Origin of the sequence: Spirillospora sp. CA-108201 (assembly GCF_050936235.1) — a bacterium.
Classification (GTDB): domain Bacteria; phylum Actinomycetota; class Actinomycetes; order Streptosporangiales; family Streptosporangiaceae; genus Spirillospora.
Genome location: NZ_JBNJNE010000001.1, coordinates 2,753,785 through 2,777,221 on the forward strand (window position 1 = coordinate 2,753,785; position 23,437 = coordinate 2,777,221).

The following is a 23,437-nucleotide window of genomic DNA, read 5'->3' on the forward strand; positions in this document are numbered from 1 at the left end:
TCCGGCCTAATGTTGGATCATCGCCGCCACCCGCCCAGGGACCTGGGCGCACGAAAGAAGGAGCCGCGCGCGTGGCCGAAGACCACCCCGAGAACGCACCTCCGGGCATCGACCCCTCCACGCCCACCTTCGCGCGCGTGTACGACTACTTCCTCGGCGGCAAGGACAACTTCGCCGCCGACCGCGAGGTGGCCGACATGGTGATGCAGCTCGTGCCGGAGGCCCCCGTCGTGGCGCAGGGCAACCGGGTCGCGATCGAGCGGGCGGTGACCTACATGGCCCGCGATCTCGGGATCGACCAGTTCGTCGACATCGGGTCGGGGCTCCCCACGTCCTCCAACGTGCACCAGTTCGCCCGGGCGGCCAACCCGGAGGCGCGGGTGGTGTACGTCGACAACGACCCGATCGTGCTGGCGCACGGGCGGGCGCTGCTGACCGAGACCGGCGTCGCGACGTTCATCCAGGGCGACCTGTACGAGCCCGAGAAGATCTTCACCGACCCGGCGCTGACCGGGCTGCTCGACCTGTCGCGCCCGGTGGGCGTCGTGCTGGCCGCGATCATCCACCACGTGCCGGAGGAGCGCGATCCGGCCGGGGTCGTCCGGGCGCTGGTCCCCTTCCTGGCGTCCGGCAGCCACGTCGTGCTCACCCACCTCCACGACTCCGGGGACGACCCGCGCGTCGAGGAGGCCAAGCGCATCCTGCAGTCGGGGCTCGGCGGGTCCTACTTCCGGCACTCCTCCGAGGTCGAGCAGTTCATGGACGGCCTCACGATCCTGGAACCAGGGGTGGCCCACGTGACCGAATGGCGGCCCGCCGGGCCCGCCGGGCCGCTGGAGCACCCGCTGCACACCCAGATGGTCGCCGTGCTCGGCCGCAAGGACTGATCGACCGATTCAGCGGAGAGTGAAACCGGTTCCCCGGGCGACCGCCGGCGGTGGAGCCTCGGGGGCCCGATCCCCGCAGGCCGTGCGGTTACGGACGGCCTCGCCCCCCGGTTTCGGACCCCAGACCGACCATGATCCAGGTAAAAGATCTTTTTGATCGACTTTTCCGTTGTTGTGCATTTCTTGTAGCGTTCGCAGCGTTTTGTGAAGTGCATTCATGATCGGACTTTCCCGCCACAAGATCATCTGAGGACGCCGCGATGCCCCTGGCGACAGGCCTGGCCGCGGCCGCGCTCGTGGGCCTGCTGACGCTCCTGGCCACCGCGCGGCACGGCAGGCGCCCCGACCGTTCGGACGATCGGCACCCCGAGTCGCTGACGGCCGTCCTCGGCCCGGGGGACGAGGAGTACCTCGCATGGCTGGCCGACCACCACTGGCCGGCGGACGAGTACCTCGACCTTGAGCACGAGTGGCGGATCGAGCTGGAGTTCGGCGAGCCGGCGGGCCACTACGAGTCGCCGCTGTGCCCCCGGTGCGACCTGCGCCGCGAGGACGTCTGGCCGTGCCCCGCCTGCGGCAGGCTCCTGCACTCCTCCTGCGGCCACGGAATGCGGCGCCGCACCGTCGAGCGCCCCTACCGGACGCGCGGCACCAACTCCGAGGCGGTCGTCGCCGAGTGGATCTGCACGGGCTGCACGGCCGTCGTCGGCCTGGACGTGGACCACGGCGGCGAGCCGGACGAGGGCATCTTGCGGTGAATCGCCCCTGATTGCCCCAGCTGCGGCGGGTTCACACGTGGTCGACGGTAAAAAATTCGCCATCCACTTGCATATTTCGGACGCAGCGCGGCAGGCTGCAATATGTCCTTAATCACGTGGGACACCCGTGGAGGAACCCTGTGACCGCCGAACACGACATCTGCCAGCACCAGCCGCACTGCCCGCAGCCGGACGATCTCGACCGCGAGGCCGCGCGCATCATCGCCGCGCATCCCGAGCAGGGGTGGAACCTGCTCTGCAACGGGGTCGTCGTCTTCGACGACACCGGCGAGCTCCTTCCCGACGGCCGCGTCATCGCCCCGCACCGCCCCACCACGGCCGCCTGAGGCCGACGCCCCGTCCCGGCACGATCGTCCGATCGCGTGCCGGTCCTCACCGAAGCCGGACGAGCTCCCCGAAGGCCGCCCGGTCCATCGGGGGCACGCGCCTCCGCTCCTCCTCCAGCCCCGCTCCTCCTCCAGCCCCGCGGAGACGGCCGTCCGCCGCGGGTCCCCCATGTGAGCTCGATGAACCGGCGCTCGTCCCCGAACGCGCCGCCCCCGGTCCAGGGGCCGAGATCCTCCACTCGCCCCGGACCGACGCCGCCTCCTGACCGCGCGCCGTCCGCGGCTGCGCCGCGAGGCCCCCGCCGCGTCCGCATAGCCGCGACACTCCGGCGGCGGCCCGGAACGCCGCGGCCTTCTCCCGGGCCCGCCGATGCCGGGCCCGCGTCTCCGGGCCGTCATCAGGCGACCACCACCGGACTCCAAGCCGCATGCCAAACCCTGGCAGCGTGCGACGAAAGCCCGCGTGTCGTGGCGACCCCGCGCGAGGATCGCGCCCAGCCTTGGAGAGGAGACCGGGCAGGGGCGAGGGGATCCCGGGTGAATCTCGCCCGCTCGCGCACGTCCGCATGAGACGCCGCGTGCTGTCCGTCTCCAGAGATCCGCCTGTCGGGCTCCCATCCGGCGGGCGATCCCGGTAGCGTTCAACTGTTTTGCTACTTACGCAACAATCATGCGGAACTCGACCGCGAAAGGACGGTGTGGTGTGGTCACAGTCCTGGTCCTCGCGTCCCTGGTCGCCCTGTTCGGGCTCTTCCTGCCGAACCTCCTCCACTCCATGCCGCCGCGATCCGACCGGGAGCCGCCGCGGATCGCCCCGGAGCCGCGGCACCCCGTCCCGGAGGCGGCGCGCGCCGACCCCCCGGGCCACCCGGAGTCCATGACCGCCGAGCTGGACCCGGGCGACGAGGAGTACCTCGCCTTCGTGGCCGACGAACTCTGGCCCGACGACGAGTACCTGGAGCTGGAGCACACCACCGACGGCGAAGAGGAGACCGGCGGCAGCAGCATGCGCATGTGAGCGGGCGACCGGCGGTGGACCGTTCCGAGCGCGCGGCCGGCTACAGGGTGGGAAGAGGCGAGCCGGTCTCCAGAAGGGTCTTGAGGCCGGACAGGACGCGCGGCCAGCCGTGCCGGGACATGCCGAGCAGCACCTCGCCGCCTTCGTGGACGACGGTCAGCCTCACGGCCTCCCCGACGGGTTCGAGGTCGAAGGTCACTCGGGAGCGGGGTTCCCGCAGGAGCCGGGCGCGGGTCCCCTCGTCCACGCCGGTGGACCGCGCCCACTCCGGCGTGAAGGTGTGCCAGGTGTAGGAGAGGCGCCGGCCCGGCTCGGCTTCGAGGACGAGCTGCTCGGGGTCGGACGTCGTCGCGCCCTCCTCGTGCCAGGTCACGGCGGACCCGGGCCGCCAGTCGCTCTCGAAGGCCACGCCCCAGTAGCGGCGGGTGCAGGCAGGGTCGGTGAGCGCCGCCCAGAGCCGCTCCGGCGTGGCCCTGATGTAGGTCGTGTAGACGAACTCGTTTCCGGTCATCGCGTCCTGCTCCGGCGGTCTGGGGGACTCTCAGGGCTTGCGGCCGACGGCGCCGTAGGCGTCCACGGCCTCCGGCTCGCCCGCCGCCGTGTCCGGCCGCCAGTGCGTCACCGGGACGATGCCGGGCTCCACGAGTTCCAGCCCGTCGAAGAAGCGCTCGATCTCCTCCGGCGTCCGCAGGACGAGCCGCGCGTTGCCTGAGGCGTTCCAGACGTCCACGATGCGGTCGGACGCCTCGCCGTGCACGACGTTCGTCCCGTCGTACATGGCGAGGTAGCTGCCGGAGGGCACCGCGTCCATGAGCCGCCGCACGATCCCGTACGCCTGGTCGTCGTCGGGGACGAACTCCAGGATGCCCATGAGCGTGAACGCGACCGGACGGCCGAGGTCGAGCGTCTCGGCGGCGCCCTCCAAGATCGCTTCCGGGTCGCGCGCGTCCGCGTGGATGTAGGCGGTGCTCCCCTCGGGCGTGCTGGTGAGCAGGCCCTTCGCGTGCTCCAGGACCAGGGGGTCGTTGTCGACGTAGACGATCCTCGACTCGGGCACGGCGCGCTGGGCGACCTCGTGGGTGTTGTCCACCGTGGGGAGCCCCGTGCCGATGTCGACGAACTGGCGGATCCCCGCCTCGGCGGCCAGGTGCCACACCACCCGGTTCAGGAAGAGCCGCGAGGCCCGGGCCAGGCGCGCGACGTCCGGCAGCATCCCGAGGATCTGGTCCCCGACCTCGCGGTCCACCGGATGGTTGTCCTTGCCGCCAAGCCAGTAGTTCCAGATGCGCGCCACGTGCGGGACGCTCGTGTCGATGCCGGGCCCGGGCCTCTGGTCGCTCATGCGCCACCCCCTGGCCGGTCCCTTCCCGCTAGGGGGAGGCGTCAGTCATCGTCGTCCGCCTCCTCGGCGAGGACCTTGCCGGTGGCGGCGTCGACGGCGACCTCGTGCTCGGTCCCGTCGGCGCCGGTCACGTCGACCTCCCAGACCGCCCTGCCCCCGTCGCGGTCGAAGCCGGCGGACGTCGCGTGGCCGGGAACCGCCTTCAGGGCCGCGGCCTCCGCGGCCCCCACGGTCACCTTCGCGCCGCGCAGCGCGGCGGCCTCGTCCTTGTCGTCGCCTTCCTGCTTCTCCGGACGGTCGGACGTGACCTTGCCGCTGCTCGAATCGACGACCACCTTGTGCGCGGCGCCGTCGCCGGCGAGGACGTCGACCTCCCAGACGGTCGTGCCGTGCTCGTCCTCCAGCTCGACCTCCTGGACCTTTCCGGGGACGGCCTTCAGCGCCGCGTCCGCGGCCTGCGTCAGGGAGACCGCCGTGCGGGCGGGCCTCTCGCCGGACGGCGAACCGCCCTCGCCGCCGTCCGCGGCGGCGATCGCGGCCGTGGCTCCCCCCGCGGCCAGAGCGCCCGCGGCGACCACCGTGACCAGCAGGCCGCGGCCCGCGACCATGCGCCGTGCGTCGAACCCCATCGGATCTCCCATCTCCGGGTGTCGTCCGGCCCTTCCGGCCGGACCTTCGCCATGGACGATGCCGGTCGTTCCTGTAGCGCCGCTGAAGCAACCTGAAGCCGCCTTCAGGTGCGGTTTGGCAGGCTGTGGGGATGCGCCTGCTGATCGTCGAGGACGAGAGACGCCTGGCCGCCTCGCTCGCGCGGGGGCTGACGGCCGAGGGGTTCGTGGTCGAGGCCGTCCACGACGGCGCCGAGGGGCTTTACCGGGCCCTCGGCGGCGGGTACGACCTGATCCTCCTCGACATCATGCTGCCCGGGATGAACGGCTACCGGGTGTGCGCCGAGCTGCGCGCGGCGGGCGACGAGACGCCGATCCTCATGCTGACCGCCAAGGACGGCGAGTACGACGAGGCCGAGGGCCTGGACACCGGCGCGGACGACTACCTCACCAAGCCGTTCTCCTACGTGGTGCTGGTGGCCCGCGTCCGCGCGCTGCTGCGCCGCCGGACGCGGGGCGCGGCGCCCGCCATCGTGCTCGGCGACCTGACCGTCGACCCGGCCGCGCGGCGCGTGCACCGGGGCGAGGCGGAGGTGGAGCTGACCGCCAAGGAGTTCGCGGTGCTGGAGCACCTGGCGGAGAACGCCGGACGGGTCGTGTCGAAGGCGCAGATCATCGAGGCGGTCTGGGACCTCGCCTACGACGGGGACCCCAACATCGTCGAGGTGTACGTGAGCGCGCTGCGCCGCAAACTCGACGTCCCGTTCGGGCGCCGGTCGATCACGACGGTGCGCGGCGCCGGATACCGGCTGGCCCGGGACGGGGGCGCCCGACATGACCCGGGACGGGAGAGTTTGACATGACCCGCCGCCCGACATCCGTCCGCGCCAGGACGACCCTGGGCGCGACCGCCGTGGTGGCCGTCGCGCTCGTCGCCGCGGGTCTCGCGGTGGTGCTGCTGCTGCGCTCGAACCTCGGCGGGCAGGCCGACCTGAAGGCGGAGGTGGCGGCGCGCGAGGTGGCCTCCCAGCTCGCCGCCGGCACCCCGTTCGCGGCGCTCGACCTGCCGGACGGAGAGGACCATCCCGTGCAGGTCGTGGACGAGAAGGGCCGGGTGCGGGCGGCCAGCGAGGACCTGCGGGAGATCCACGGGACCGGCTCCCCCGGCGTGCGGCCCGGGCGCCCGCCGTCGGGAGGCGACGATGACGACCGCGGCGACGACGATCCGGCGCGCGGCGAGGTGTCGGGCGGCGACCCCGACCTCACCACCGGCCGCGCGACCGTCGACGACCGCACGGCCGACTACCGGTTCGCGGCGGTCGAGGTGACGACGCCGCGGGACGAGACCGTGACCGTCCACGCGGGCGCCGACCTGGCCGCCGCCCGGGACGCGGTGGGCACCGCCGTCCGGGCGATGCTCGCCGGGCTGCCGCCCCTGCTCGCCGTCGTCGCGGGGGTGACGTGGCTGGTCACGCGGCGGGCGCTGCGTCCGGTGGAGGCGGTCCGGGCGGAGCTGGCCGCGATCACCTCCTCCGGCGACCTGGCCCGGCGGGTGCCGGTGCCGGACGCGCGGGACGAGATCGCCGGGTTGGCCGCCACCACGAACGCGACCCTCGCCGCGCTGGAGGAGTCGGTGGCGCGGCAGCGCGGGTTCGTCGCGGACGCCTCGCACGAGCTGCGCAGCCCCATCGCCTCGCTGCGCACCCAGCTGGAGGTCGCCGCCGCGCATCCGGGGCTGCTGGACGTCGAGGGGCTGATCGAGGACGTGCTGCGGCTCCAGCGGCTGGCCGCCGATCTGCTGCTGCTCGCCCGCATCGACGCCGGGGACCGTCCACCGGCCGGGCCCGTCGCGCTCGGCGGGCTCGTCCTGGACGAGCTGGAGCACCGCGCGGCCGGCGACCGGATCGCCGTCCGGGCGTCGGTCGAGGCCGATCCGCGCGTCATGGGCGTGCCGGGGCGGCTGGCGCGGGTGGTCGGCAACCTGCTCGACAACGCCCAGCGGCACGCGCGCTCGGCGGTCCGCCTCTCGGTGGACGAGGAGGCGGGCACGGCGGTGGTGCGCGTCTGGGACGACGGGCCCGGCGTGCCGCCCGCCGACCGCGAGCGGATCTTCGAACGGTTCGTGCGGCTGGACGACGCCCGCAGCCGGGACGAGGGCGGCGCGGGCCTCGGGCTGGCCATCGCCCGCGACCTCGTGCTGGCGCACGGCGGAGACCTCGCGGTCCGCGAGGCCCCCGGAGGCGGTGCGCTGTTCGAGGTGCGGCTGCCTGCCGTCTGACCCGGCTGCCCCGGGGCCGGTTACTTGAGGAGCTGGCGGGCCATGACCATGCGCTGGATCTGGTTGGTCCCCTCGTAGATCTGGGTGATCTTGGCGTCGCGCATCATCCGCTCCACCGGGAACTCCCGCGTGTACCCGTACCCGCCCAGCAACTGCACCGCGTCGGTCGTCACGTCCATCGCCACATCCGAGGCCAGCGTCTTGCACGCCGACGACACGAACGTCAGATCCGGCACCCGCTCCCCGCCCATCGCCCGCTCGGACTTCACCGCCGCGTGATACGTCAGCTGCCGCGCCCCCTCCAACCGCATCGCCATATCGGCCAGCATGAACTGCACACCCTGGAAATCAGCGATCGCCTTGCCGAACTGCCGCCGCTGCTTGACATACCCCACCGCGAAATCCAGCGCCCCCTGCGCGATCCCCAGCGCCTGCGCCGCGATCGTGATCCGCGTATGGTCCAACGTCGCCAACGCCGTCTTGAACCCCGTCCCCTCCGCACCGATCATCCGATCCGCCGGAACCCGCACGCCCTCCAGCACCACCTGACGCGTCGGCGACCCCTTGATCCCCAACTTGCGCTCCTTGGCCCCGAACGACACCCCCGCATCCTGCCGCGCGTCCACCACGAACGCCGAGATCCCCCGCGCCCCCGCACCCGGCTCGGTCACCGCCATCACCGTGTAGAACCGCGACACCCCCGCATTGGTGATCCACATCTTCGCGCCGTCCAGCACCCAGTGATCCCCATCACGCACCGCACGCGTCCGCATCCCCGCCGCGTCCGACCCCGCATCCGCCTCCGACAACGCATAGGAGAACATCTCCTCCCCCCGCGCCACCGGCCCCAGAAACCGCTCCTTCAACCCCGGCGACCCCGCCAGCAGCACCGGAACCGTCCCCAGCTTGTTCACCGCCGGAATCAACGACGAGGACGCGCACACCCGCGCCACCTCCTCGATCACGATCACCGTCGCCAGCGCATCGGCCCCCGCACCCCCGTACGATTCCGGCACGTGCACCGCATGCAGATCACCCGCCACCAGCGCCTCCAGCGCCTCCTGCGGGAACCGCGACTCCTCGTCCACCTCCGCCGCGAAAGGAGCGATCTTGGCCTCGGCCAGCTCACGCACCGAACGCCGCAACAGCTCATGCTCCTCCGACGGCGCGTACGCGGGATAGTCGCTCATCGTTCCTCCAGGGTGCCGGCGGTGCGGGCCGATATTTTGACGGCCAATATTTGGACGCCAAATTAAGCGAGCGGGCGGGCGCCGTCAAGGCGGTCCCAAGCGGCGCAGCAGCAGCGCGAGCGCCCGGTTGTCGTTGCCGCGCCGCCAGGCCAGGCTCAGCTCCACGGGGGCCGGATCGGACAGGTCGACGCGCCGGAACTCCACGCCCGCGTAGCGCAGCCGGGCCGCCGCCGCGGGCACGAGCGCGAGCCCCCAGCCGCAGCTGACCAGGGCGAGGATGCTGTGCACCTGGCTGAGGTGCTGCGCGTACACGGGCGAGACACGCGCCTGCCGGGAACAGGCTCACCAGCTGTTCGTGGAAGTAGCGGGCCTCGACGGGCGAGTACATGAGGAACCGCCGCCCGTCGAAGTCGGCGAGGGAGACCGGGCCCTCCCCCTCCGCCAGAGGGTGGCCGCGCGGAACGGCGGCGAGCAGGGGCTCGCGGTCGGCGGGACGCTCCTCCAGGTCGGGGTCGCTCACCGGCGGCCGGACGAGCCCGAGGTCGAGCCCGCCCTCGGCGAGGGCGCGCACCAGGTCGCGGGTGACCATCTCCCGCAGCACGACGTCCACGTCGGGCAGCGCCCTGCGGGCGGCCTCCAGCACCCGGCCGAGCGCGACGTGGGCGCTCGCGGCGGTGAAGCCGAGCGTGATCGTCCCGGCCTCCCCCGCCGACACCTGCCGGACGGACATCGCGGCGTGGTCGGCCTGCTGGAGCAGCCGGCGGGCCTCCACCAGGAACGCGCGCCCGGCGGGGGTGAGGCGCACCGAGCGGTTCGTCCGGTCGAACAGCCGTACCTTCAGCTCGTTCTCCAGCAGCTGGATCTGGCGGCTGAGCGGCGGCTGCGTCATGCGCAGGCGCCGGGCCGCGCGGCCGAAGTGCAGTTCCTCGGCGACGGCCACGAAGTTCGCGAGCCGGGTGAGCGCGAACATCGATTCACTTCGGGTATCAGTGGATGCGTAATCTGTGTTGGACCTGGATCGATGGACCATCCTAGCCTCGGGGCATGACGCAGTCCGCGCCCGACGAGACCGCCCGCAGGCTCGGGTCAGGTCTCCTGTCGTTCCCCGTCACCCACTTCCGCGACGACCTGTCGTTCGACGAGGACGCCTACCGCGAGAACATCGCCCGCCTCGGCGGGTACGGCGTGGCGGGCCTGTTCGCGGCGGGCGGCACGGGCGAGTTCTTCTCGCTGACGCCGGACGAGGTCGCCCGGGTCATCCGCGCGGCGGTCGCGGAGGTCCCGGACGGGCTCCCGGTGGTCGCGCCCGCCGGGCACGGGACGGCGGCGGCCGTGCGGATGGCCGAGGACGCCGAGCGGGCGGGCGCCGGCGGAGTGCTGCTGTTCCCGCCCTACCTCGCCGAGGCGCCGCAGGAGGGCCTGGCCGCGCACGTCCGGGCGGTGTGCCGCGCCACCCGCCTCGGCGTGACGATCTACAGCCGCGCCAACGCCGTCTACCGGGACGCGACGGTCGCCGCGCTGGCCGACACGTGCCCGAACCTCGTCGGGTTCAAGGACGGCGTCGGCGATCTGGAACTGATGACGCGGATCCGGTCCCGCCTCGGCGACCGCCTCGTCTACGTCGGCGGGCTGCCGACCGCCGAGACGTTCGCCCTCCCCTACCGGGAGATGGGCGTCACGACGTACTCGTCGGCGATCTTCAACTTCGTCCCGGAGTTCGCGCTCGCCTTCCACGCCGCCGTCCGCGCGGGCGACCGGGAGGAGGTCCACCGGCGGCTCGCGGAGTTCGTCCTGCCGTACTGCGAGATCCGCGACCGCCGCAAGGGCTACGCGGTGAGCATCGTCAAGGCGGGCATGCGGGTCACCGGGCGGCCCGCCGGACCCGTCCGCCCTCCGCTGACGGACCTGACCCCGGACGAGACCGCACGGCTCGCGGAACTCGTCGAAGGGATGCGCTGACACGGCGGGCGCCCTCGCCCGCGAGGCGACGATCCACCTGCATCTGGAGGCCGCGTACCCGCCCGAGCCGCGGGTGGAGCACTTCGACCGGCTCGGCATCACGCTCATCGAGCGGGCCCGCGCCTGGACGACGCGGCGGACCCTCGTGGGCGCCCGCCCCTGAGGTCCCGCCGCCGGTCGCGCTGCTGGAGCAGGGGTCGAACCTGCATGACGTGATCCAGAATCACGCATCCTGCCCTTGGATGATCCAGCACGGGTGCCCGCCGGCGGGCGGTGGCGTCCGCCCGCCGCGGGCACGGGGAGGACCGGCCGGGGGTCGTTACTCCCGCCGGTCCAGTCCAGAGCCGCACCCGGGAATCGAACCCGGTTCTGCTGATTGGAAGTCAGCCGCCTCACCATTCAGGCCTGTGCGACGCGAGGAACCGGTGAAGGCTCCGCTCTGTGGCCGGTCAAAGCCGTGGATCGGGCCGGACTCGAACCGGCATCCTCCCGCTTGCAAGGCGGGCGCTCTTCCCATTGAGCTACTGACCCCTGGAGAACAGGAAAGGCCGCCGGGATTTCTCCCTGACGGCCTCCGGCGGAGCCTGGCGGCTCTATCCGGAGGCGATTTCGACAACGGCGGGAAACCGGCCCGCCCCGAACCCGAGAGGCTGCCGAGCCTGCCGGGCGATGGCCGTGACCATGGCCGCCCCTCCTTCCCGTTCGCTTCCGATCTCTTCCCTGCCCCTATGGTGCAATGGCCCGGGTGGGCGCGCAACGCCTTTTCCATGCGACCGCCCGGGCCGTTCGGGGAGAATCGGCCCGGGCGCGTCGTACAGGCGTCACGCCGCCCCGCGGCGGCTGCGGCCGCGGCCGGGGGTCAGCAACCGCCCCAGAACGCGGAACGGCAGGGTCACGACGCTGGTGATCGTCCGACAATGGCGCTGATCGCTGCGCTGATGCGGCGCATCCGGCTTCACTCCTTCGGCTCGGTCCTGACCGACCGATACCCGGCCGAGGAGTTTTACACCGGCTTTGCCCCGACGATGACGGTGGCATAGAAGTCGTCCGAGGTCGCGACCTCGGACGCGAGGCCGCCCGCCTCCACGGCGGCGACGGCGGCGGCGACCTGCCGCTCGCTCGTCTCGAACAGCAGCCGGCCGCCCGGGGCGAGCCAGAGCTCCGCCTCGGCGGTGACGCGGCGCAGCACGTCCAGGCCGTCCGGCCCGCCGTCGAGCGCCGAGCGCGGCTCGTGGTCGCGCGCCTCCGCCGGCATCAGCGCGACGTCCTCCGTCGGGACGTAGGGGACGTTGGCGAGGAGGACGTCGACGCGTCCGCGCAGCTCGTCCGGGACGGGATCGAAGAGGTCGCCCTCGTGGGCCGTGCCGCCGTACGGCGCGATGTTGCCGCGGGCGCAGCGCACCGCCGCGGGTTCGATGTCGGCGGCGTGCAGGACGCACCGGTCCGTCCCGGAGGCGAGCGCGGCCCCGAGCGCGCCCGACCCGCAGCACAGATCGAGAACGACCGGCCGGGGAGGCGCGAGGGCGCGGGCCCGGCGGACGAGGAACTCGGTGCGGGGCCGGGGCACGAACACCCCGGGCTCGACGGCGATGCGCAGTCCGCAGAACATCGCCCAGCCGAGGACGTGTTCGAGCGGCTCGCCGGCGGCGCGCCGCTCGACCATGGCGGCGACCTCGCCGGGGGTGCGGGCGGTGGAGACGATCAGCCGCGCCTCGTCCTCGGCGAACACGCAGCCCGCGGCGCGGAGCGTGGAGACGATGGCGGGCTCGGTGAGGGGTGCTGTCATAGGAGTCCGCAACCTTATCCCGGCACCGGCGTTCCGCGCGTTCGCGGCACGGGCGGCTCGGCGCGACAATGGAGGATCGTCCAGGGGCCGGGGGGCAGGGGTGTCGGACAGATCGGATCTGAAGGCCGACTGCGCCAGTTGTTCCGGGCTGTGCTGCGTCGCGCTGCCGTTCGCCAAGTCCGCCGACTTCGCGGTGGACAAGGACGCGGGCGAGCCGTGCCGCAACCTCCTGGCCGACTTCCGCTGCGGCGTCCACGCCGACCTCCGGCGGCGCGGCTTCCAGGGCTGCACCGTCTTCGACTGCTTCGGCGCCGGGCAGAAGGTGTCGCAGGAGACCTTCTCCGGCCGTGACTGGCGTGAGGATCCGGACGTCGCGCGCCGCATGTTCGCGGTGTTCCCCGTCATGCGGCAGCTCCACGAGCTGCTCTGGTACCTGGACGAGGCCGCGTCGATGCCGTCCTCCGGGCCGATCCGCAAAGAGCTCCGGCGGGTGTTCGAGGATGTCGAGCGCCTCACCGGGAGCGGTCCCGACGAACTCGCCGAGGTGGACGTCCGGGCCGTCCGGGACGGGGCGAGGGGCCTGCTGTCGCGGGCGGGAGAGCTCGCCAGGGCCGGTGCCCCGGGACGCGGCAGGAGCCGGCGGGGCGCGGATCTGATGGGGGCGAAGCTCAGGGGCGCCGACCTGCGCGGCGCCGATCTGCGCGGCGCGTACCTGATCGCCGCCGACCTGCGGGGCGCCGACCTGCGGGTCGCGGACGTGACCGGGGCGGATCTGCGGGACGCCGACCTGCGCGGCGCCGACCTCTCCGGATGCCTCTTCCTGACCCAGGCGCAGCTCGACTCGGCGCGCGGCGACGCCGCGACGCGCCTGCCGGCGGCGCTCACGCGGCCCGCGCACTGGACGGCCCCCGCGGCCTGACCTCGTTTAGCCGCCCGGCCAAGGGGCATTTCCGCCTGTCAAAGGGCATTTTCCGCAGCGCACGTCGTCGGGGGGTCGCGTGGTGCGGGTCACTTGGTGGGGCACGGGCGCCGTGGCGCTCGTCCTGGTCGTCCTCGGCGCCGGGCTTCCCCTGCTCGACCGGGCCCTGGGGCCCCGGGGGGAGTGGCTGGAGCCGGGCACGGTGGTGTCGGTCGGGACGGAGCGCGGGGGCGTCCGCCCGGTGACGTTCTCGGTCACCTCCCCCGGCTGGGTCCTGAACCGGGGCGCCACCTCCCTGTCGAGCAGCGCCGAGCTGCTCAGCGGCGAGGTGGTCTTCGACCTCAGCGTGGTGGTCCCGCTGGGCTCGGCGGACGCGCGGGCGCTGTGGGGCGGCCTCGGACGGATCGTCGCCGCGGGCGGGCGGACGCGGCTCGGGACGGGGCCGGTCCCGTTCACGACCGCGCAGGGGCTGACCGGGCTGACGGGGCGGCTCGCCGGGAACGAGCGCGTCGGCACGGCGACCGTCTTCGCCAGGGGCACGCTCGGCGCGGCGGTCACGGCGACGGGCCCGCCGCACGCGTTCGGGCAGGCCGCCCCGCAGGTCGAGGCGATGGTGCGGACGATCAGGATCGCGGCGCCATGGGGATGACCCGCGGCGGCCCGGCACGCCGTCCCGCGTTCTGGCTGTGGGCGGCGGCGTGCCTGCTCGGCGCCTGGATCGCGCTGCGCGGCATCGGCGCGCACGTCGCGGCGTTCCCCGGCGGCGCGATCGCCGGGGTCGTGCTGCTCGCCCCGGCGCTGGCCGGCGGAGTATGGCTGCTGCGGCGGCTGCACCCCGTCCGCTCGCCGCCGCTCGGCTACGCCCTGTTCGCGGTGGCGTGGGGCGGGCTGGCCGCGTTCGGGACGGCGCTGCCCGCGAACGCGGCGTTCCAGGCGATCGTCGGCAAGACGGCGGGGCCGGCCTTCAACGCGGCGTGGGGCGCGTCGATCGCCGCGCCGGTGGACGAGGAGATCCTGAAGCTGCTCGGCGTGGCGGTCCTCGCGCTGGCGGCGCCGTCCGCGGTCCGCGGGCCGCTGGACGGCTGGAGCTACGGCGCGCTGTCCGGGCTGGGCTTCCAGTTCGCGGAGAACTTCCTGTACGTCCTGAACACGATCGTCCTGACGGGCGCCACGCACGACGCGAACGCGGCGCTCTTCTCGTTCGGCACCCGGGTGGTCTGCGGGGCGTGGTGGAGCCACTGGGCGATGACCGCGGTCGGCGGCGCGGGCCTCGGCTGCCTGATCGGACGGGCCTCCAGAGCGCACCTGACCGCCGCGATGGGCGCGTTCGTCCTGGCGATGGCGCTGCACTCGTGGTGGGACGCCCCCGTCCTGTCCGGGCTGGCGCTGATGCCGGTGAAGGGCGCGCCGATCCTGCTGGCGGCGGTCGTCTCCTACCGCCTGGCCAGGCGCCGCTACCTCTCGCACTTCCGGCGCACGGTGCACGCCGAGACGAGGGACGGCGTCCTCGTGCCGGGCGAGGGCCACGTGCTCGCGTTCCGCAAGTGGCGCAGGAAGGAGGAGTGGGGCGTGCCGGCCGGGGAGTCGCGCCGGCTGCTCGCGCGGCTCAGAGCCGCCGAGCTCGCCCTCATCGAGGACGGTCTCGGCGGCCTGGAGCCGGACCCGCTGGCCGCCGAACGGCTGCGCACCGACATCCGCGCCCTGCGGGGCGACCTCAGGGCGTCGGGCGCGAACGTGCGCGTGGCGTGAGCAGCACGCAGGCGCAGACGGCCGCGCAGACCGCCGCGGCGACGAACGGCGCGTGCGCCGGGTCGCGGGAGCCGCCCGCGGCGCCGACCGGCGCGAACGCGCCCATGATCGCGACACCGAGGGTGGCGCCGAGCTGCCGGACGGCGTTCAGCAGGCCGCCCGCCGCGCCCGCCGCGCCTTCGGGGGCGGCGGCGACGACCATCGTCGCGAGGGCGGGCAGCGCGAACGACACGCCGAAGCCGGTGCACAGCAGGCCCGCGACGAGCGGCGGGTAGGACGCGCCGCCCAGCAGCGCGGCGCCGAAGAGCACTCCCCCGGCGGTCAGCAGGCCCAGCCCCGCGAGGACGGGACGGCGCGGGCCGGTCCGCGCGACGATGCGCCCGGTGAGCAGCGGGTTGAACGCGAACGGCAGGGTCATCGGCAGGAACGCCAGGCCGGTCTGGAGCGGCGCCAGCCCGAGGGCCTGCCGGAACACCAGCGGCAGCACGAACAGCACGCCGGTCATGGCGAAGTTGACCGCGGCGCCGGCGGCCAGCGCGGCGGGCATGCCGGGCGCCCGCAGCACCGCCGGGACCAGGACCGGCGCCTCGCTCCCCCGCTCGCGGACCGCGAACGCGATGCCGGTCGCGGCCGCGCCGGCCGCCGAGGCGGCCGCGTGGCCGCCCGATCCGCCTCCGAGGGCGATGAGGGCGTCGGTCAGCAGTCCGAGCGCGGCGCACGCGAGGAGCTGCGCCGCCGGGTCGAGGCGGCGGGTCCCGCGCGGGCAGCGCACGGACCGCCCCGCCGCGAGCGCGAGGACGGCGGCGGCGAGCGGGACGTTGACCAGGAAGATCGCGCGCCAGCCGGCGAGGCCGACCAGGGCGCCGCCCGCGACGGGCCCGGCGGCGAGGGCGGCGCCGCTCGTCGCCGCCCACGTCGCCACGGCCCGGGCGCGCTCGGCGGGCGCGGGGTACAGACGGACGATCATCGCCATGGACGCGGGCGCGCAGGCCGCCGCGGCGGGGCCGAGGACCGCGCGCAGCGCGACGAGCGTCCACAGGTCCGGCGCCGCGGCGCACAGCAGCGACCCGGCGCCGAAGGCCGCGACGCCCGCGCGGAAGACGCGGTGCGCGCCGTACCGGTCGGCGACGGCGCCCGCCGACGGCAGCAGCGCCCCGAACACGACGGTGTAGCCGGTGACCGCCCATTGCAGGCCCGCGACCGTCCCGTGCAGGGAGCCGGCCAGGTCGGGTTCGGCCACCGACAGGACGGTCGTGTCGAGCAGCACCATGAAGTAGCCGAGCGAGATGCCGAGGAGGGCCCGGCCGCGTCGCCCGGGGGCCGCGTCCGCCGGCGCGGATGAGAGAACCGAGGTCATGGCGCCCCAGTCTGGGAAGCCGCGCCGCCGGGCTCCACCGGCGCGGCCGCACGCCGCGTTCGGAATATCCGAACGCACGGGCCGGGTTGCCACCGGCGTGGAACTGCGCCAGCTGCGGACGTTCGAGGCCGTCCTCGCCCACCGGACCGTCACCGACGCCGCCAACGCGCTCGGCCTCGCGCCGTCGTCGGTGTCGGAGCAGATCCGCGCGCTGGAGGCGTCGCTGGGCGTCCCGCTGTTCCACCGCGGCCCGAAGGGCATGCGGCCGACCGAGGCGGGCGAGCGGATGCGCGGATGGGCGCGGCGCCTGCTGCGGGAGGCCGAGGAGGCCCGCCGCGAGGTGACCGGGGAGCGGACGGTGCTCCGGCTCGGCGCGCTGGAGTCGATCGCCGCCGCGCACGTCCCCGGCGTCCTGGCACGGCTGGCCGAGCGGCGGCCGGAGCTGCGGGTCGAGGTCCGGGCGGACGCGGCCCGCGACCGGCTCCTGGACGCGGTCGCCGCCGGGGACCTGGAGGCCGCACTGCTGCTGGACGCCGGCGAGGACGTGGGCGGGCTCGGTTTCACGCCGCCGCCGGCGTCGCTGGACTTCGTCGACGTGGAGCCGGTGCCGCTCGCCCTCGTCGCGGCGCCGGACCACCGGCTCGCCGGGGCCGCGCGCCCGGCCCCGGGCGACCTGCGCGGCGAGAGGCTGCTGGTCAACGTTCCGGCGTGCTCGTTCTGGATGGCCGGCGAGCGGCTCCTCGGCTCCGCCGTCGAGCGGGTCAGGGCGGGCAGCGTCACCGTGATGGCGTCCTGGGCCGAGCAGGGCCTCGGCATCGCGCTGCTCCCCGAGTTCGCCGTCCGGGGCCGGCTGGCCGCCGGAACCCTCGTCCGGCTCGCGTTCGACGCCCCCGACCTCGCCCTGCGCCTGGTCTGGCGGGCGGACCGGGAGGCCCTCCCCGGCATGCGAGAGGTCCTCTACGCCGCCGGCGCCTGACCGTCCCACGGCGATCACGCAGCGTTTGCCCCTACCCACCCCGGGTAGCCGCCCAGGGACACCACTGCTCGGCAGGGGAGAACGCCATGGGACGGGAAAACGGGAGCGGGACCGGCAAGGCCGAGCGGGTGCAGAAGCTCTTCTGGGGGGTCAACGACCGGCTCGGGTCCACCGGGTTCCTGGACAAGAACATCCGCAAGGCGTTCCCCAAGCACTGGTCGTTCCTGCTCGGCGAGATCGCGCTCTACTCGTTCGTCGTCCTCCTGCTCACCGGCGTCTACCTGACGCTGTTCTTCCACCCGAGCGGCAGGGAGATCGTCTACGACGGCTCGTACGGCCCGCTGAGGGGCGTCACGGTGAGCGAGGCGTACGCGTCGACCCTGCACGTGTCGTTCGACGTGCGGGGCGGGCTGCTGATGCGGCAGATCCACCACTGGGCGGCGAACGTCTTCGTCGCGGCGATCTGCGTCCACCTCCTGCGGGTCTTCTTCACCGGCGCGTTCCGCAAGCCGCGGGAGATCAACTGGGTGATCGGCACGACGCTGTTCACGCTGGCCGTCGCCGAGGGGTTCGCCGGGTACTCGCTGCCGGACGACCTGCTGTCGGGCACCGGCCTGCGGATCTTCCAGGGCATCCTGCTGTCGGTCCCGGTCGCCGGGACGTACGCGGCCCTGTGGGCCTTCGGCGGGGAGTTCCCCTCCGCCGAGGAGTTCCTCCCGCGGCTGTTCACCGTGCACATCCTGCTCATCCCCGGCATCCTGCTGGCCCTCATCACCGCGCACCTGATGATCCTCTGGCACCAGACCCACACCATCTTCCCGGGCCGGGGGCGGCGGGAGCGGGCGGTGACCGGGGAGCCGACCTTCCCGCACTTCGCCACGCAGAGCACGGCCTACTTCCTCTACACGTTCGGCGTCCTGGCCGCGCTGGCGGCGTTCTTCCAGATCAACCCGGTCTGGCTGTACGGGCCCTACGACCCGGACCAGGTGTCGTTCGGCTCCCAGCCCGACTGGTACGTCGGGTTCCTCGAAGGCTCGCTGCGCATCATGCCGCCCCTGTCCACGACCGTCGCCGGGCACACCGTCTCCTGGAACGTGCTCGTCCCGGCCGTGATCCTGCCCGGCGTGTTCTTCACGCTCATCGGCCTGTACCCGTTCGTGGAGCGCTGGGCCACGGGGGACGAGCGCCTGCACCACCTGCTGGACCGGCCGCGCAACGCCGCGACCAGGACCGCGATCGGCGCCGCCGCCGTCGCCTGGTACGCCAACATGCTGGCGGCGGGCGGCAACGACTACATCTCCTGGGCCTTCAAGATCCCGCTGTTCTGGACGACCTGGTTCTTCCGCGCCGGGTTCTTCGTCCTCCCGATCGTCGCCTTCGCCGTCACCCGGCGGGTCTGCCTGAGCCTGCAGCGGCGGGACCTGCGGACGCGTGAGGAGGGCGTGGAGAGCGGCCTGATCTCGCTGACGCCGGACGGGGGGTTCCGCGAGCGGCACGAGGCACCGTCGGAGGAGGCGAAGGCGCTGCTGGAGGCCCGGCAGCCGGGCGAACTGATCGCGCCCTACCCGCACCACATGATCCCGCTGCCGACGCCGGACCGTGCCCGCACGCAGGTCCGGACCCGCGTCAACCGCTTCTACCTGAACTACCAGGCCGAGTCGCGCGGAGGCGGCCAGGGCGACCTGCGGACGGGCCCCTCGGAGGACGGCCACGACGGCCAGGGCGGGTGACCTGCGCCCGTCAGCCGGGGGACCCCGGCGGCGGCAGCGCCGGCTCGGCCTCCCGCGGCGGCTCCCTCGGCGGGTAGTGCAGGTCGAACGCCGGGCGCGACGACCGGATGCGCGGCATCGACACGAAGTTGTGGCGGGGAGGCGGGCAGGAGGTCGCCCACTCCAGCGAGCCGCCCGCGCCCCACGGGTCGTCGGTCCCGACGCGCTCGGCGTGCCGCCAGGACCACACCACGTTCCACAGGAACGCGAACGTCGAGGCGCCCAGGACGAACGAGCCGATCGACGAGACGAAGTTCAGGGTCGCGAACTGGTCGGGGTAGTCGGCGTAGCGGCGCGGCATGCCCTCGGCGCCCAGCCAGTGCTGGACGAGGAAGGTGGTGTGGAAGCCGAAGAACAGGGTCCAGAAGTGGATCCTCCCCCAGGTCTCGTTCAGCTTCCGGCCGGTCATCTTCGGCCACCAGAAGTAGAACCCGCCGAACATCGCGAACACCACGGTCCCGAACAGGACGTAGTGCAGGTGGGCGACGACGAAGAAGGAGTCGGTGAGGTGGAAGTCCATGGGGGGCGAGGCGAGGATGACCCCCGTCAGGCCGCCGAACAGGAACGTCACCAGGAACCCGAGCGCGAACAGCATGGGGGTCTCGAAGGTCAGGTGCCCCTTCCAGAGCGTCCCGACCCAGTTGAAGAACTTCAGGCCCGTCGGGACGGCGATCATGAAGGAGGTGATGGAGAAGAACGGCAGCAGCACGCCGCCGGTGGCGAACATGTGGTGCGCCCAGACCGTCATCGACAGCCCGGTGATCGCGATGGTGGCGCCGACCATGCCGAGGTAGCCGAACAGCGGCTTGCGGCTGAACACCGGGATGATCTCGGTGATGATCCCGAAGAACGGCAGCGCCGCGATGTAGACCTCGGGATGGCCGAAGAACCAGAACAGGTGCTGCCAGAGCAGCGCGCCGCCGTTGGAGGGGTCGTAGATGTGGGCGCCCAGCCTGCGGTCGGCCTCCAGCGCGAACAGCGCCGCGGTCAGCACCGGGAAGGCGATGAGCACCATCAGGCTGGTCAGCAGCACGTTCCAGGTGAAGATCGGGAGCCGGAACATCACCATGCCCGGGGCGCGCATCGCGATGATCGTGGCGATCATGTTCACCGAGGTCAGGATCGTCCCGAGACCGGACACGATCAGTCCCATGGCCCACATGTCGCCGCCCTGGCCGGGCGTGTAGACCTGGGTGGACAGCGGGGCGTAGGCGAACCAGCCGAACGCGGGCGCGCCGCCCGGCATGACGAACGAGGCCAGCACCATGAGCGCGCCGAACAGGAACAGGTAGTAGGTGAGCGTGTTCATCCGCGGGAAGGCCACGTCCGGCGCCCCGATCTGCAGCGGGACGAGCACGTTCGCGAACCCGGCGAACAGCGGGGTGGCGAACAGCAGCATCATGATCGTGCCGTGGACGGTGAACATCTCGTTGTAGGTGTGGTTGCTCACCACCTGCCTGCCGGGCTCCAGCAGCTCGGTCCGCATCACCATGGCCATCAGCCCGGCGGCCAGGAACATCGCGAACGACGTCCCGAGATAGAGGTGGCCGACCTTCTTGTGGTCGGTCGTCGCCAGCACGTGGGCGACCCTCGTTCCCTTGCGGTGCCGCGCGAGCGCGTCGGCGACGCTGGTGTCCTCCCACCCCTGGACGGTCGTCATCCCGTCCCTCCCCTCCCCCGCGTCCGGCCCCATCCGGGCACTTGCCGCGCACGCCGGCTTTCAAACGCGGCGGGGAGGGGTCCGAGCAGCCCTCAAATTCGGCATTTCCCCTGAATGCACGACTCATCGCCGGACGAGCCGCGGGCGTCCGGCCCGCGGGCGGTGAGTACGATGAGCGCCATCGTTGGCGGACCGAGAAGACGGGCATGGCCGAGTACCGGATCGACGAACTGGCGCACGCCGCCGGCACCACCGTTCGGCACGTCCGCGGCTTCCAGGAACGCGGCCTGCTCCCCTCGCCCCGGATGCGCGGCAGGGCCGGCTTCTACGACGACGCGCACCTCGCCCGGATCCGTCTCGTCCTCCGGCACAAGGAGCGCGGCTACACCCTCGCCAGCATCGCCGAGATGCTGGCGGCGTGGGAGCGCGGCCGCGACCTCGGCGACCTGCTCGGCCTGGAGCGGGCCGTCCACGACCCCTGGTCGGACGAGGCGCCGGCGCGGATGTCCCGGGCCGAGGTGGTGCGCGGGTTCTCCCCGGAGGCCTCCGGGGAGCCGCCGGCCGGGAGCACGCCCGCCGGCCTCGCCTCGCTCGCCCGGGCCGAGGAACTCGGCTTCATCCGGTGGACGGGCGAGGACTACGAGGTGCCGAGCCCGCGCCTGCTGGAGGTCGGCGCCGCGCTCGTCGCCGCCGGGATGAGCCTGGACGCCGTCCTGGACATCACGGCCGAACTGCGAGGGGACCTCGACGCGATCGCGCGCCGGTTCGTGCGGCTGGTCGTGGAGCACGCGGGGCTGGACGATCCCGCGGGCATCTCCGCCCGGCAGGACGTCCCGGAGATCGCGGAGCTGATCCGGAGGCTGCGGCCGCTCGGCGTCCAGTCGGTCCAGGGGCTGCTGGCGCGCTCGCTGGACGCCGAGATCCAGGCCGAGTTCGCCCGGCAGATCGAGCGGATGGGGCCCGGCGGCGAGGCGGCACCGGGCCCGCCGGACGCGGGTCCCGGCTCCTAGTAGTCGAACCAGCCCGCGAGCTTCGCGCCGAACATCATGTCCCCGGACAGCTTGATCTTGCCGCTCATGAAGCCGGCGATCGGCTTGACGCCGCCCGCAGGCGAGCGGCGCGGGCGCGCCGCGAGACGGGCGCGGGTCCGCCGCCCGCGGACGAGCAGCGGATCGCGGAGGCCGCGCGCAACCTGGTGGAGGCCGCACGCGAACTCACCCGGCTGGTCCGCGACCACGGCCCGCGGACCGCCACCGGCGCGAAGGCCCCCGCCCCGGAGCGGGCGAGGCGCCCGGCCGGCGGCGGGCCGCTCGTGACACTCGACCTGGCCCGCCGCGTCGGGCCCGGCTGGCGGCTGTACCAGTTCACCACCGCCGACCGGGACGCCCACCGCTGGCATCTGCGGCACGACGGGCACGCCGCCGGAACGGTGACGCACGTCCTGAACCTGCGCGGCCGCAGGACCGGCTGGGAGGCCTACGACGCCCGCGGGTTCCGGCTGCGCCCGGAACCGGGGCCGGACGCGTACCCGTCCGCCGTGCCCCACCTGTGGTCGACCAGGACGGCCGCGGTGCGCGCCGTCGCGCGGGCCCACCGGTGCCCCGGGCGGCCGGCCGCGAACGCTTCGGCCCGGCCGCCCGGGTAGAGCGGCCGGGCACGTGATGCAGCCCGCGAGGTGATCGCGGACCGGGCGCCGCCCGCCCTAGGCTTTCCGGCACGTCTTCGGGCGTGCCGATGACCGAGGCTCTGGAGGTGGACCCATGCACCCGTTCCGCGCCGCCATCGAGAAGGGCGATCTGAACGCCCTTCCGGCGCTGCTGGCCGAGGACGTGACGTTCCTCAGCCCGGTGGCGTTCGCGCCGTACGAGGGACGCGCGACGGCCACCGCGATCCTGCGCGCGGTGACCCGCGTCTTCGCGGACTTCCGCTACGTCCGCGAGATCGGCGGCGGACGCGACCACGCGCTGGTCTTCAAGGCGCGCGTCGGCGACCGCGAGGTGCACGGCTGCGACCTCCTGCACCACGACGACGCCGGCCTCATCGACGAGTTCTGCGTCATGGTCCGCCCCCTCTCCGGCGCGCAGGCCCTCTCGGACGCGATGGCCGTCCAGTTCGAAACCGTCAGGCGCGAGATGGGCCTCACCTGACGGCCGGCCCCCGCCTGAGGCGTCCCTCACCCCGGCGAGGGCTCCCTCAGGCGGGGAGGGGGGTTCTCGCGTGGTGGCCGTCGCGTTCCAGGCGGGTCAGGCGGGCCGAGGTGAGGGCCGCGCGTGCGGCGGTGGATCCACAGCTCCCGCGCGGCGCGCTCGCGGTCGAGGTTGCAGGCCAGGAGCACCTCCAGCGTCCGCCGCAGGTCGGTGCCGGCGTCGAGCGGGGACAGCACGGCGGCGAGCCGGCCGCGGATGGCGGGCTGCCCGAGGATCGCCAGCTCGACGAGCAGCTCGTCGGCCCGGTAGGGGCGGTCCTCGGCGTCCGGGATGGCCTTGGCGATCGTCAGGACGCGGGAGGCCTCCTCCAGCGCGGCCGTCCAGCAGGTCCGCGCCGCGGCGGCGAGGGCCAGATCCCACGCGTCCGACGGCACCGGCAGCGGGATCGCCTGCCGGGCCGCGAGGACGCCGAGGTCGCGGAAGCGCCCGCGGTCGTCCTCGGGAAGGGGCGACCGGCGCAGGACGAGGCCGAGCAGCCGGGCGCAGGTCTCCCGGCGCCCGCCGAACATCGGGCCGGCCGCCCTCCTGATCGGCTGGTAGGCGGGGTGGCCGTGCAGGGCCTCCCGGATCGCCGTGGCGACCCGCGGGCAGTGCGCGGCGAGGACTCTTCCGGGAGGCCGCCGGAAA

At 73.7% G+C, this 23,437-nt stretch carries 27 protein-coding genes and 3 tRNA genes; 16 read left to right on the plus strand and 14 right to left on the minus strand.

The window, feature by feature from the left end; all coding sequences use genetic code 11:
* Nucleotides 1-71 precede the first annotated feature (71 nt).
* From ACQEU6_RS13440 to ACQEU6_RS13455, 4 genes are all read left to right on the plus strand, one after another.
* Entirely contained in the window at nt 72-887 is an 816-nt protein-coding gene (locus ACQEU6_RS13440) for an SAM-dependent methyltransferase (protein ID WP_499331908.1), read from the plus strand.
* Between the two features lie 260 nt (nt 888-1,147).
* The gene (locus ACQEU6_RS13445; protein WP_499331910.1) at nt 1,148-1,645 is read left to right on the plus strand and encodes a hypothetical protein; all 498 of its coding nucleotides are present in this window, start codon (nt 1,148-1,150) and stop codon (nt 1,643-1,645) included.
* A 158-nt stretch (nt 1,646-1,803) separates the two neighbouring features.
* Nucleotides 1,804-1,992: a DUF5999 family protein gene (locus ACQEU6_RS13450; RefSeq protein ID WP_499340177.1), complete on the plus strand. Its 189-nt coding sequence runs from the start codon at nt 1,804-1,806 to the stop codon at nt 1,990-1,992.
* 703 nt (nt 1,993-2,695) lie between these two features.
* Complete coding sequence (locus tag ACQEU6_RS13455; protein WP_499331912.1) at nt 2,696-3,010, plus strand: hypothetical protein; 315 nt, start codon at nt 2,696-2,698, stop codon at nt 3,008-3,010.
* 40 nt (nt 3,011-3,050) lie between these two features.
* On the opposite strand, the gene ACQEU6_RS13460 is transcribed toward ACQEU6_RS13455, so the two are convergent.
* From ACQEU6_RS13460 to ACQEU6_RS13470, 3 genes are read right to left on the minus strand one after another with little or no spacing between them, the layout of a single operon-like run.
* Nucleotides 3,051-3,521: an SRPBCC family protein gene (locus ACQEU6_RS13460; RefSeq protein WP_499331914.1), complete on the minus strand. Its 471-nt coding sequence runs from the start codon at nt 3,519-3,521 to the stop codon at nt 3,051-3,053.
* 30 nt (nt 3,522-3,551) lie between these two features.
* Nucleotides 3,552-4,352: an SAM-dependent methyltransferase gene (locus ACQEU6_RS13465; RefSeq protein ID WP_499331915.1), complete on the minus strand. Its 801-nt coding sequence runs from the start codon at nt 4,350-4,352 to the stop codon at nt 3,552-3,554.
* Between the two features lie 41 nt (nt 4,353-4,393).
* Nucleotides 4,394-4,981 (minus strand): PepSY domain-containing protein, encoded by a 588-nt coding sequence (locus tag ACQEU6_RS13470; protein ID WP_499331917.1) that lies wholly within the window; start codon nt 4,979-4,981, stop codon nt 4,394-4,396.
* A 131-nt stretch (nt 4,982-5,112) separates the two neighbouring features.
* Between ACQEU6_RS13470 and ACQEU6_RS13475 the strand changes: the two genes are divergently transcribed.
* The gene (locus ACQEU6_RS13475) at nt 5,113-5,823 is read left to right on the plus strand and encodes a response regulator transcription factor (RefSeq protein WP_499331919.1); all 711 of its coding nucleotides are present in this window, start codon (nt 5,113-5,115) and stop codon (nt 5,821-5,823) included.
* Nucleotides 5,820-7,238, plus strand: a complete 1,419-nt coding sequence (locus ACQEU6_RS13480) for an ATP-binding protein (protein ID WP_499331921.1) — start codon at nt 5,820-5,822, stop codon at nt 7,236-7,238. The genes ACQEU6_RS13475 and ACQEU6_RS13480 overlap by 4 nt, the downstream gene beginning before the upstream one ends.
* Nucleotides 7,239-7,258: 20 nt before the next feature.
* Here the strand turns inward: ACQEU6_RS13480 and ACQEU6_RS13485 are convergent, their stop codons facing one another.
* Together ACQEU6_RS13485 and ACQEU6_RS13490 are read right to left on the minus strand one after the other, a co-directional pair.
* Nucleotides 7,259-8,428: an acyl-CoA dehydrogenase family protein gene (locus ACQEU6_RS13485; RefSeq protein ID WP_499331923.1), complete on the minus strand. Its 1,170-nt coding sequence runs from the start codon at nt 8,426-8,428 to the stop codon at nt 7,259-7,261.
* Nucleotides 8,388-9,398 (minus strand): LysR family transcriptional regulator, encoded by a 1,011-nt coding sequence (locus ACQEU6_RS13490; protein WP_499331925.1) that lies wholly within the window; start codon nt 9,396-9,398, stop codon nt 8,388-8,390. Before ACQEU6_RS13490 ends, ACQEU6_RS13485 begins: the two co-directional genes overlap by 41 nt.
* A 74-nt stretch (nt 9,399-9,472) precedes the next feature.
* Here ACQEU6_RS13490 and kdgD point away from each other — a divergent pair, with 74 nt between their 5' ends.
* Entirely contained in the window at nt 9,473-10,387 is a 915-nt protein-coding gene (gene kdgD, locus ACQEU6_RS13495; RefSeq protein ID WP_499331927.1) for a 5-dehydro-4-deoxyglucarate dehydratase, read from the plus strand.
* Between the two features lie 182 nt (nt 10,388-10,569).
* Here the strand turns inward: kdgD and ACQEU6_RS13500 are convergent.
* From ACQEU6_RS13500 to ACQEU6_RS13515, 4 genes are all read right to left on the minus strand, one after another.
* Nucleotides 10,570-10,640, minus strand: a tRNA-Gln gene (locus ACQEU6_RS13500).
* Nucleotides 10,641-10,729: 89 nt separating this feature from the next.
* Nucleotides 10,730-10,801: transfer RNA gene (locus tag ACQEU6_RS13505), tRNA-Gly, on the minus strand.
* A 44-nt stretch (nt 10,802-10,845) separates the two neighbouring features.
* A tRNA-Ala gene (locus ACQEU6_RS13510) sits at nt 10,846-10,918 on the minus strand.
* 290 nt (nt 10,919-11,208) lie between these two features.
* Nucleotides 11,209-11,346: a hypothetical protein gene (locus ACQEU6_RS13515; RefSeq protein WP_499331928.1), complete on the minus strand. Its 138-nt coding sequence runs from the start codon at nt 11,344-11,346 to the stop codon at nt 11,209-11,211.
* On the opposite strand from ACQEU6_RS13515, the gene ACQEU6_RS13520 reads away from it, so the two are divergent.
* The gene (locus ACQEU6_RS13520; protein ID WP_499340593.1) at nt 11,305-11,427 is read left to right on the plus strand and encodes a hypothetical protein; all 123 of its coding nucleotides are present in this window, start codon (nt 11,305-11,307) and stop codon (nt 11,425-11,427) included. The genes ACQEU6_RS13515 and ACQEU6_RS13520 overlap by 42 nt on opposite strands.
* Here the strand turns inward: ACQEU6_RS13520 and ACQEU6_RS13525 are convergent.
* The gene (locus ACQEU6_RS13525) at nt 11,391-12,173 is read right to left on the minus strand and encodes a putative protein N(5)-glutamine methyltransferase (protein ID WP_499331929.1); all 783 of its coding nucleotides are present in this window, start codon (nt 12,171-12,173) and stop codon (nt 11,391-11,393) included. The two genes, ACQEU6_RS13520 and ACQEU6_RS13525, sit on opposite strands and share 37 nt — an antisense overlap.
* A gap of 100 nt (nt 12,174-12,273) precedes the next feature.
* Between ACQEU6_RS13525 and ACQEU6_RS13530 the strand changes: the two genes are divergently transcribed.
* From ACQEU6_RS13530 to ACQEU6_RS13540, 3 genes are all read left to right on the plus strand, one after another.
* Nucleotides 12,274-13,092, plus strand: a complete 819-nt coding sequence (locus ACQEU6_RS13530; protein WP_499331930.1) for a pentapeptide repeat-containing protein — start codon at nt 12,274-12,276, stop codon at nt 13,090-13,092.
* Nucleotides 13,093-13,171: 79 nt separating this feature from the next.
* Nucleotides 13,172-13,741: a hypothetical protein gene (locus ACQEU6_RS13535; protein ID WP_499331932.1), complete on the plus strand. Its 570-nt coding sequence runs from the start codon at nt 13,172-13,174 to the stop codon at nt 13,739-13,741.
* Entirely contained in the window at nt 13,732-14,841 is a 1,110-nt protein-coding gene (locus tag ACQEU6_RS13540; protein WP_499331933.1) for a PrsW family intramembrane metalloprotease, read from the plus strand. Before ACQEU6_RS13535 ends, ACQEU6_RS13540 begins: the two co-directional genes overlap by 10 nt.
* Here ACQEU6_RS13540 and ACQEU6_RS13545 read toward each other — a convergent pair.
* Nucleotides 14,807-16,198 carry an MFS transporter gene (locus ACQEU6_RS13545; RefSeq protein ID WP_499331935.1) on the minus strand — a complete coding sequence of 464 codons (1,392 nt, stop codon included), beginning with the start codon at nt 16,196-16,198 and terminating at the stop codon, nt 14,807-14,809. The genes ACQEU6_RS13540 and ACQEU6_RS13545 overlap by 35 nt on opposite strands.
* 97 nt (nt 16,199-16,295) lie before the next feature.
* On the opposite strand from ACQEU6_RS13545, the gene ACQEU6_RS13550 reads away from it, so the two are divergent.
* Nucleotides 16,296-17,174: a LysR family transcriptional regulator gene (locus ACQEU6_RS13550; protein ID WP_499331936.1), complete on the plus strand. Its 879-nt coding sequence runs from the start codon at nt 16,296-16,298 to the stop codon at nt 17,172-17,174.
* A gap of 86 nt (nt 17,175-17,260) precedes the next feature.
* The gene (gene qcrB / locus ACQEU6_RS13555) at nt 17,261-18,904 is read left to right on the plus strand and encodes a cytochrome bc1 complex cytochrome b subunit (protein ID WP_499331937.1); all 1,644 of its coding nucleotides are present in this window, start codon (nt 17,261-17,263) and stop codon (nt 18,902-18,904) included.
* 10 nt (nt 18,905-18,914) lie between these two features.
* On the opposite strand, the gene ctaD is transcribed toward qcrB, so the two are convergent.
* Nucleotides 18,915-20,603: an aa3-type cytochrome oxidase subunit I gene (ctaD, locus tag ACQEU6_RS13560; protein ID WP_499331939.1), complete on the minus strand. Its 1,689-nt coding sequence runs from the start codon at nt 20,601-20,603 to the stop codon at nt 18,915-18,917.
* 206 nt (nt 20,604-20,809) lie between these two features.
* On the opposite strand from ctaD, the gene ACQEU6_RS13565 reads away from it, so the two are divergent.
* Complete coding sequence (locus ACQEU6_RS13565) at nt 20,810-21,613, plus strand: MerR family transcriptional regulator (protein WP_499331941.1); 804 nt, start codon at nt 20,810-20,812, stop codon at nt 21,611-21,613.
* On the opposite strand, the gene ACQEU6_RS13570 is transcribed toward ACQEU6_RS13565, so the two are convergent.
* Nucleotides 21,610-21,840: an SCP2 sterol-binding domain-containing protein gene (locus ACQEU6_RS13570; protein WP_499331943.1), complete on the minus strand. Its 231-nt coding sequence runs from the start codon at nt 21,838-21,840 to the stop codon at nt 21,610-21,612. The genes ACQEU6_RS13565 and ACQEU6_RS13570 overlap by 4 nt on opposite strands.
* A gap of 75 nt (nt 21,841-21,915) precedes the next feature.
* Here ACQEU6_RS13570 and ACQEU6_RS13575 point away from each other — a divergent pair, with 75 nt between their 5' ends.
* Complete coding sequence (locus tag ACQEU6_RS13575; protein WP_499331944.1) at nt 21,916-22,248, plus strand: hypothetical protein; 333 nt, start codon at nt 21,916-21,918, stop codon at nt 22,246-22,248.
* Between the two features lie 115 nt (nt 22,249-22,363).
* Nucleotides 22,364-22,750, plus strand: coding sequence for a nuclear transport factor 2 family protein (locus tag ACQEU6_RS13580; protein WP_499331946.1), 387 nt, complete (start codon nt 22,364-22,366; stop codon nt 22,748-22,750).
* A 26-nt stretch (nt 22,751-22,776) separates the two neighbouring features.
* Here ACQEU6_RS13580 and ACQEU6_RS13585 read toward each other — a convergent pair whose 3' ends face one another.
* The gene (locus ACQEU6_RS13585; protein ID WP_499331947.1) at nt 22,777-23,319 is read right to left on the minus strand and encodes a hypothetical protein; all 543 of its coding nucleotides are present in this window, start codon (nt 23,317-23,319) and stop codon (nt 22,777-22,779) included.
* Nucleotides 23,320-23,437 lie beyond the last annotated feature (118 nt).

Excerpts from the sequence above, each read along its gene's own strand:
- ACQEU6_RS13475 (WP_499331919.1), top strand. The coding sequence starts at position 5,113 with ATGCGCCTGCTGATCGTCGAGGACGAGAGACGCCTGGCCGCCTCGCTC.
- ACQEU6_RS13545 (WP_499331935.1), bottom strand. The coding sequence starts at position 16,198 with ATGACCTCGGTTCTCTCATCCGCGCCGGCGGACGCGGCCCCCGGGCGA.
- ACQEU6_RS13565 (WP_499331941.1), top strand. The coding sequence starts at position 20,810 with ATGGCCGAGTACCGGATCGACGAACTGGCGCACGCCGCCGGCACCACC.
- ACQEU6_RS13480 (WP_499331921.1), top strand. The coding sequence starts at position 5,820 with ATGACCCGCCGCCCGACATCCGTCCGCGCCAGGACGACCCTGGGCGCG.
- ACQEU6_RS13460 (WP_499331914.1), bottom strand. The coding sequence starts at position 3,521 with ATGACCGGAAACGAGTTCGTCTACACGACCTACATCAGGGCCACGCCG.
- ACQEU6_RS13585 (WP_499331947.1), bottom strand. The coding sequence starts at position 23,319 with ATGTTCGGCGGGCGCCGGGAGACCTGCGCCCGGCTGCTCGGCCTCGTC.
- ctaD (WP_499331939.1), bottom strand. The coding sequence starts at position 20,603 with ATGACGACCGTCCAGGGGTGGGAGGACACCAGCGTCGCCGACGCGCTC.
- ACQEU6_RS13520 (WP_499340593.1), top strand. The coding sequence starts at position 11,305 with ATGGCGCTGATCGCTGCGCTGATGCGGCGCATCCGGCTTCACTCCTTC.
- qcrB (WP_499331937.1), top strand. The coding sequence starts at position 17,261 with ATGGGACGGGAAAACGGGAGCGGGACCGGCAAGGCCGAGCGGGTGCAG.
- ACQEU6_RS13490 (WP_499331925.1), bottom strand. The coding sequence starts at position 9,398 with ATGTTCGCGCTCACCCGGCTCGCGAACTTCGTGGCCGTCGCCGAGGAA.
- ACQEU6_RS13465 (WP_499331915.1), bottom strand. The coding sequence starts at position 4,352 with ATGAGCGACCAGAGGCCCGGGCCCGGCATCGACACGAGCGTCCCGCAC.
- ACQEU6_RS13485 (WP_499331923.1), bottom strand. The coding sequence starts at position 8,428 with ATGAGCGACTATCCCGCGTACGCGCCGTCGGAGGAGCATGAGCTGTTG.
- kdgD (WP_499331927.1), top strand. The coding sequence starts at position 9,473 with ATGACGCAGTCCGCGCCCGACGAGACCGCCCGCAGGCTCGGGTCAGGT.
- ACQEU6_RS13445 (WP_499331910.1), top strand. The coding sequence starts at position 1,148 with ATGCCCCTGGCGACAGGCCTGGCCGCGGCCGCGCTCGTGGGCCTGCTG.
- ACQEU6_RS13525 (WP_499331929.1), bottom strand. The coding sequence starts at position 12,173 with ATGACAGCACCCCTCACCGAGCCCGCCATCGTCTCCACGCTCCGCGCC.
- ACQEU6_RS13540 (WP_499331933.1), top strand. The coding sequence starts at position 13,732 with ATGGGGATGACCCGCGGCGGCCCGGCACGCCGTCCCGCGTTCTGGCTG.
- ACQEU6_RS13580 (WP_499331946.1), top strand. The coding sequence starts at position 22,364 with ATGCACCCGTTCCGCGCCGCCATCGAGAAGGGCGATCTGAACGCCCTT.
- ACQEU6_RS13470 (WP_499331917.1), bottom strand. The coding sequence starts at position 4,981 with ATGGGGTTCGACGCACGGCGCATGGTCGCGGGCCGCGGCCTGCTGGTC.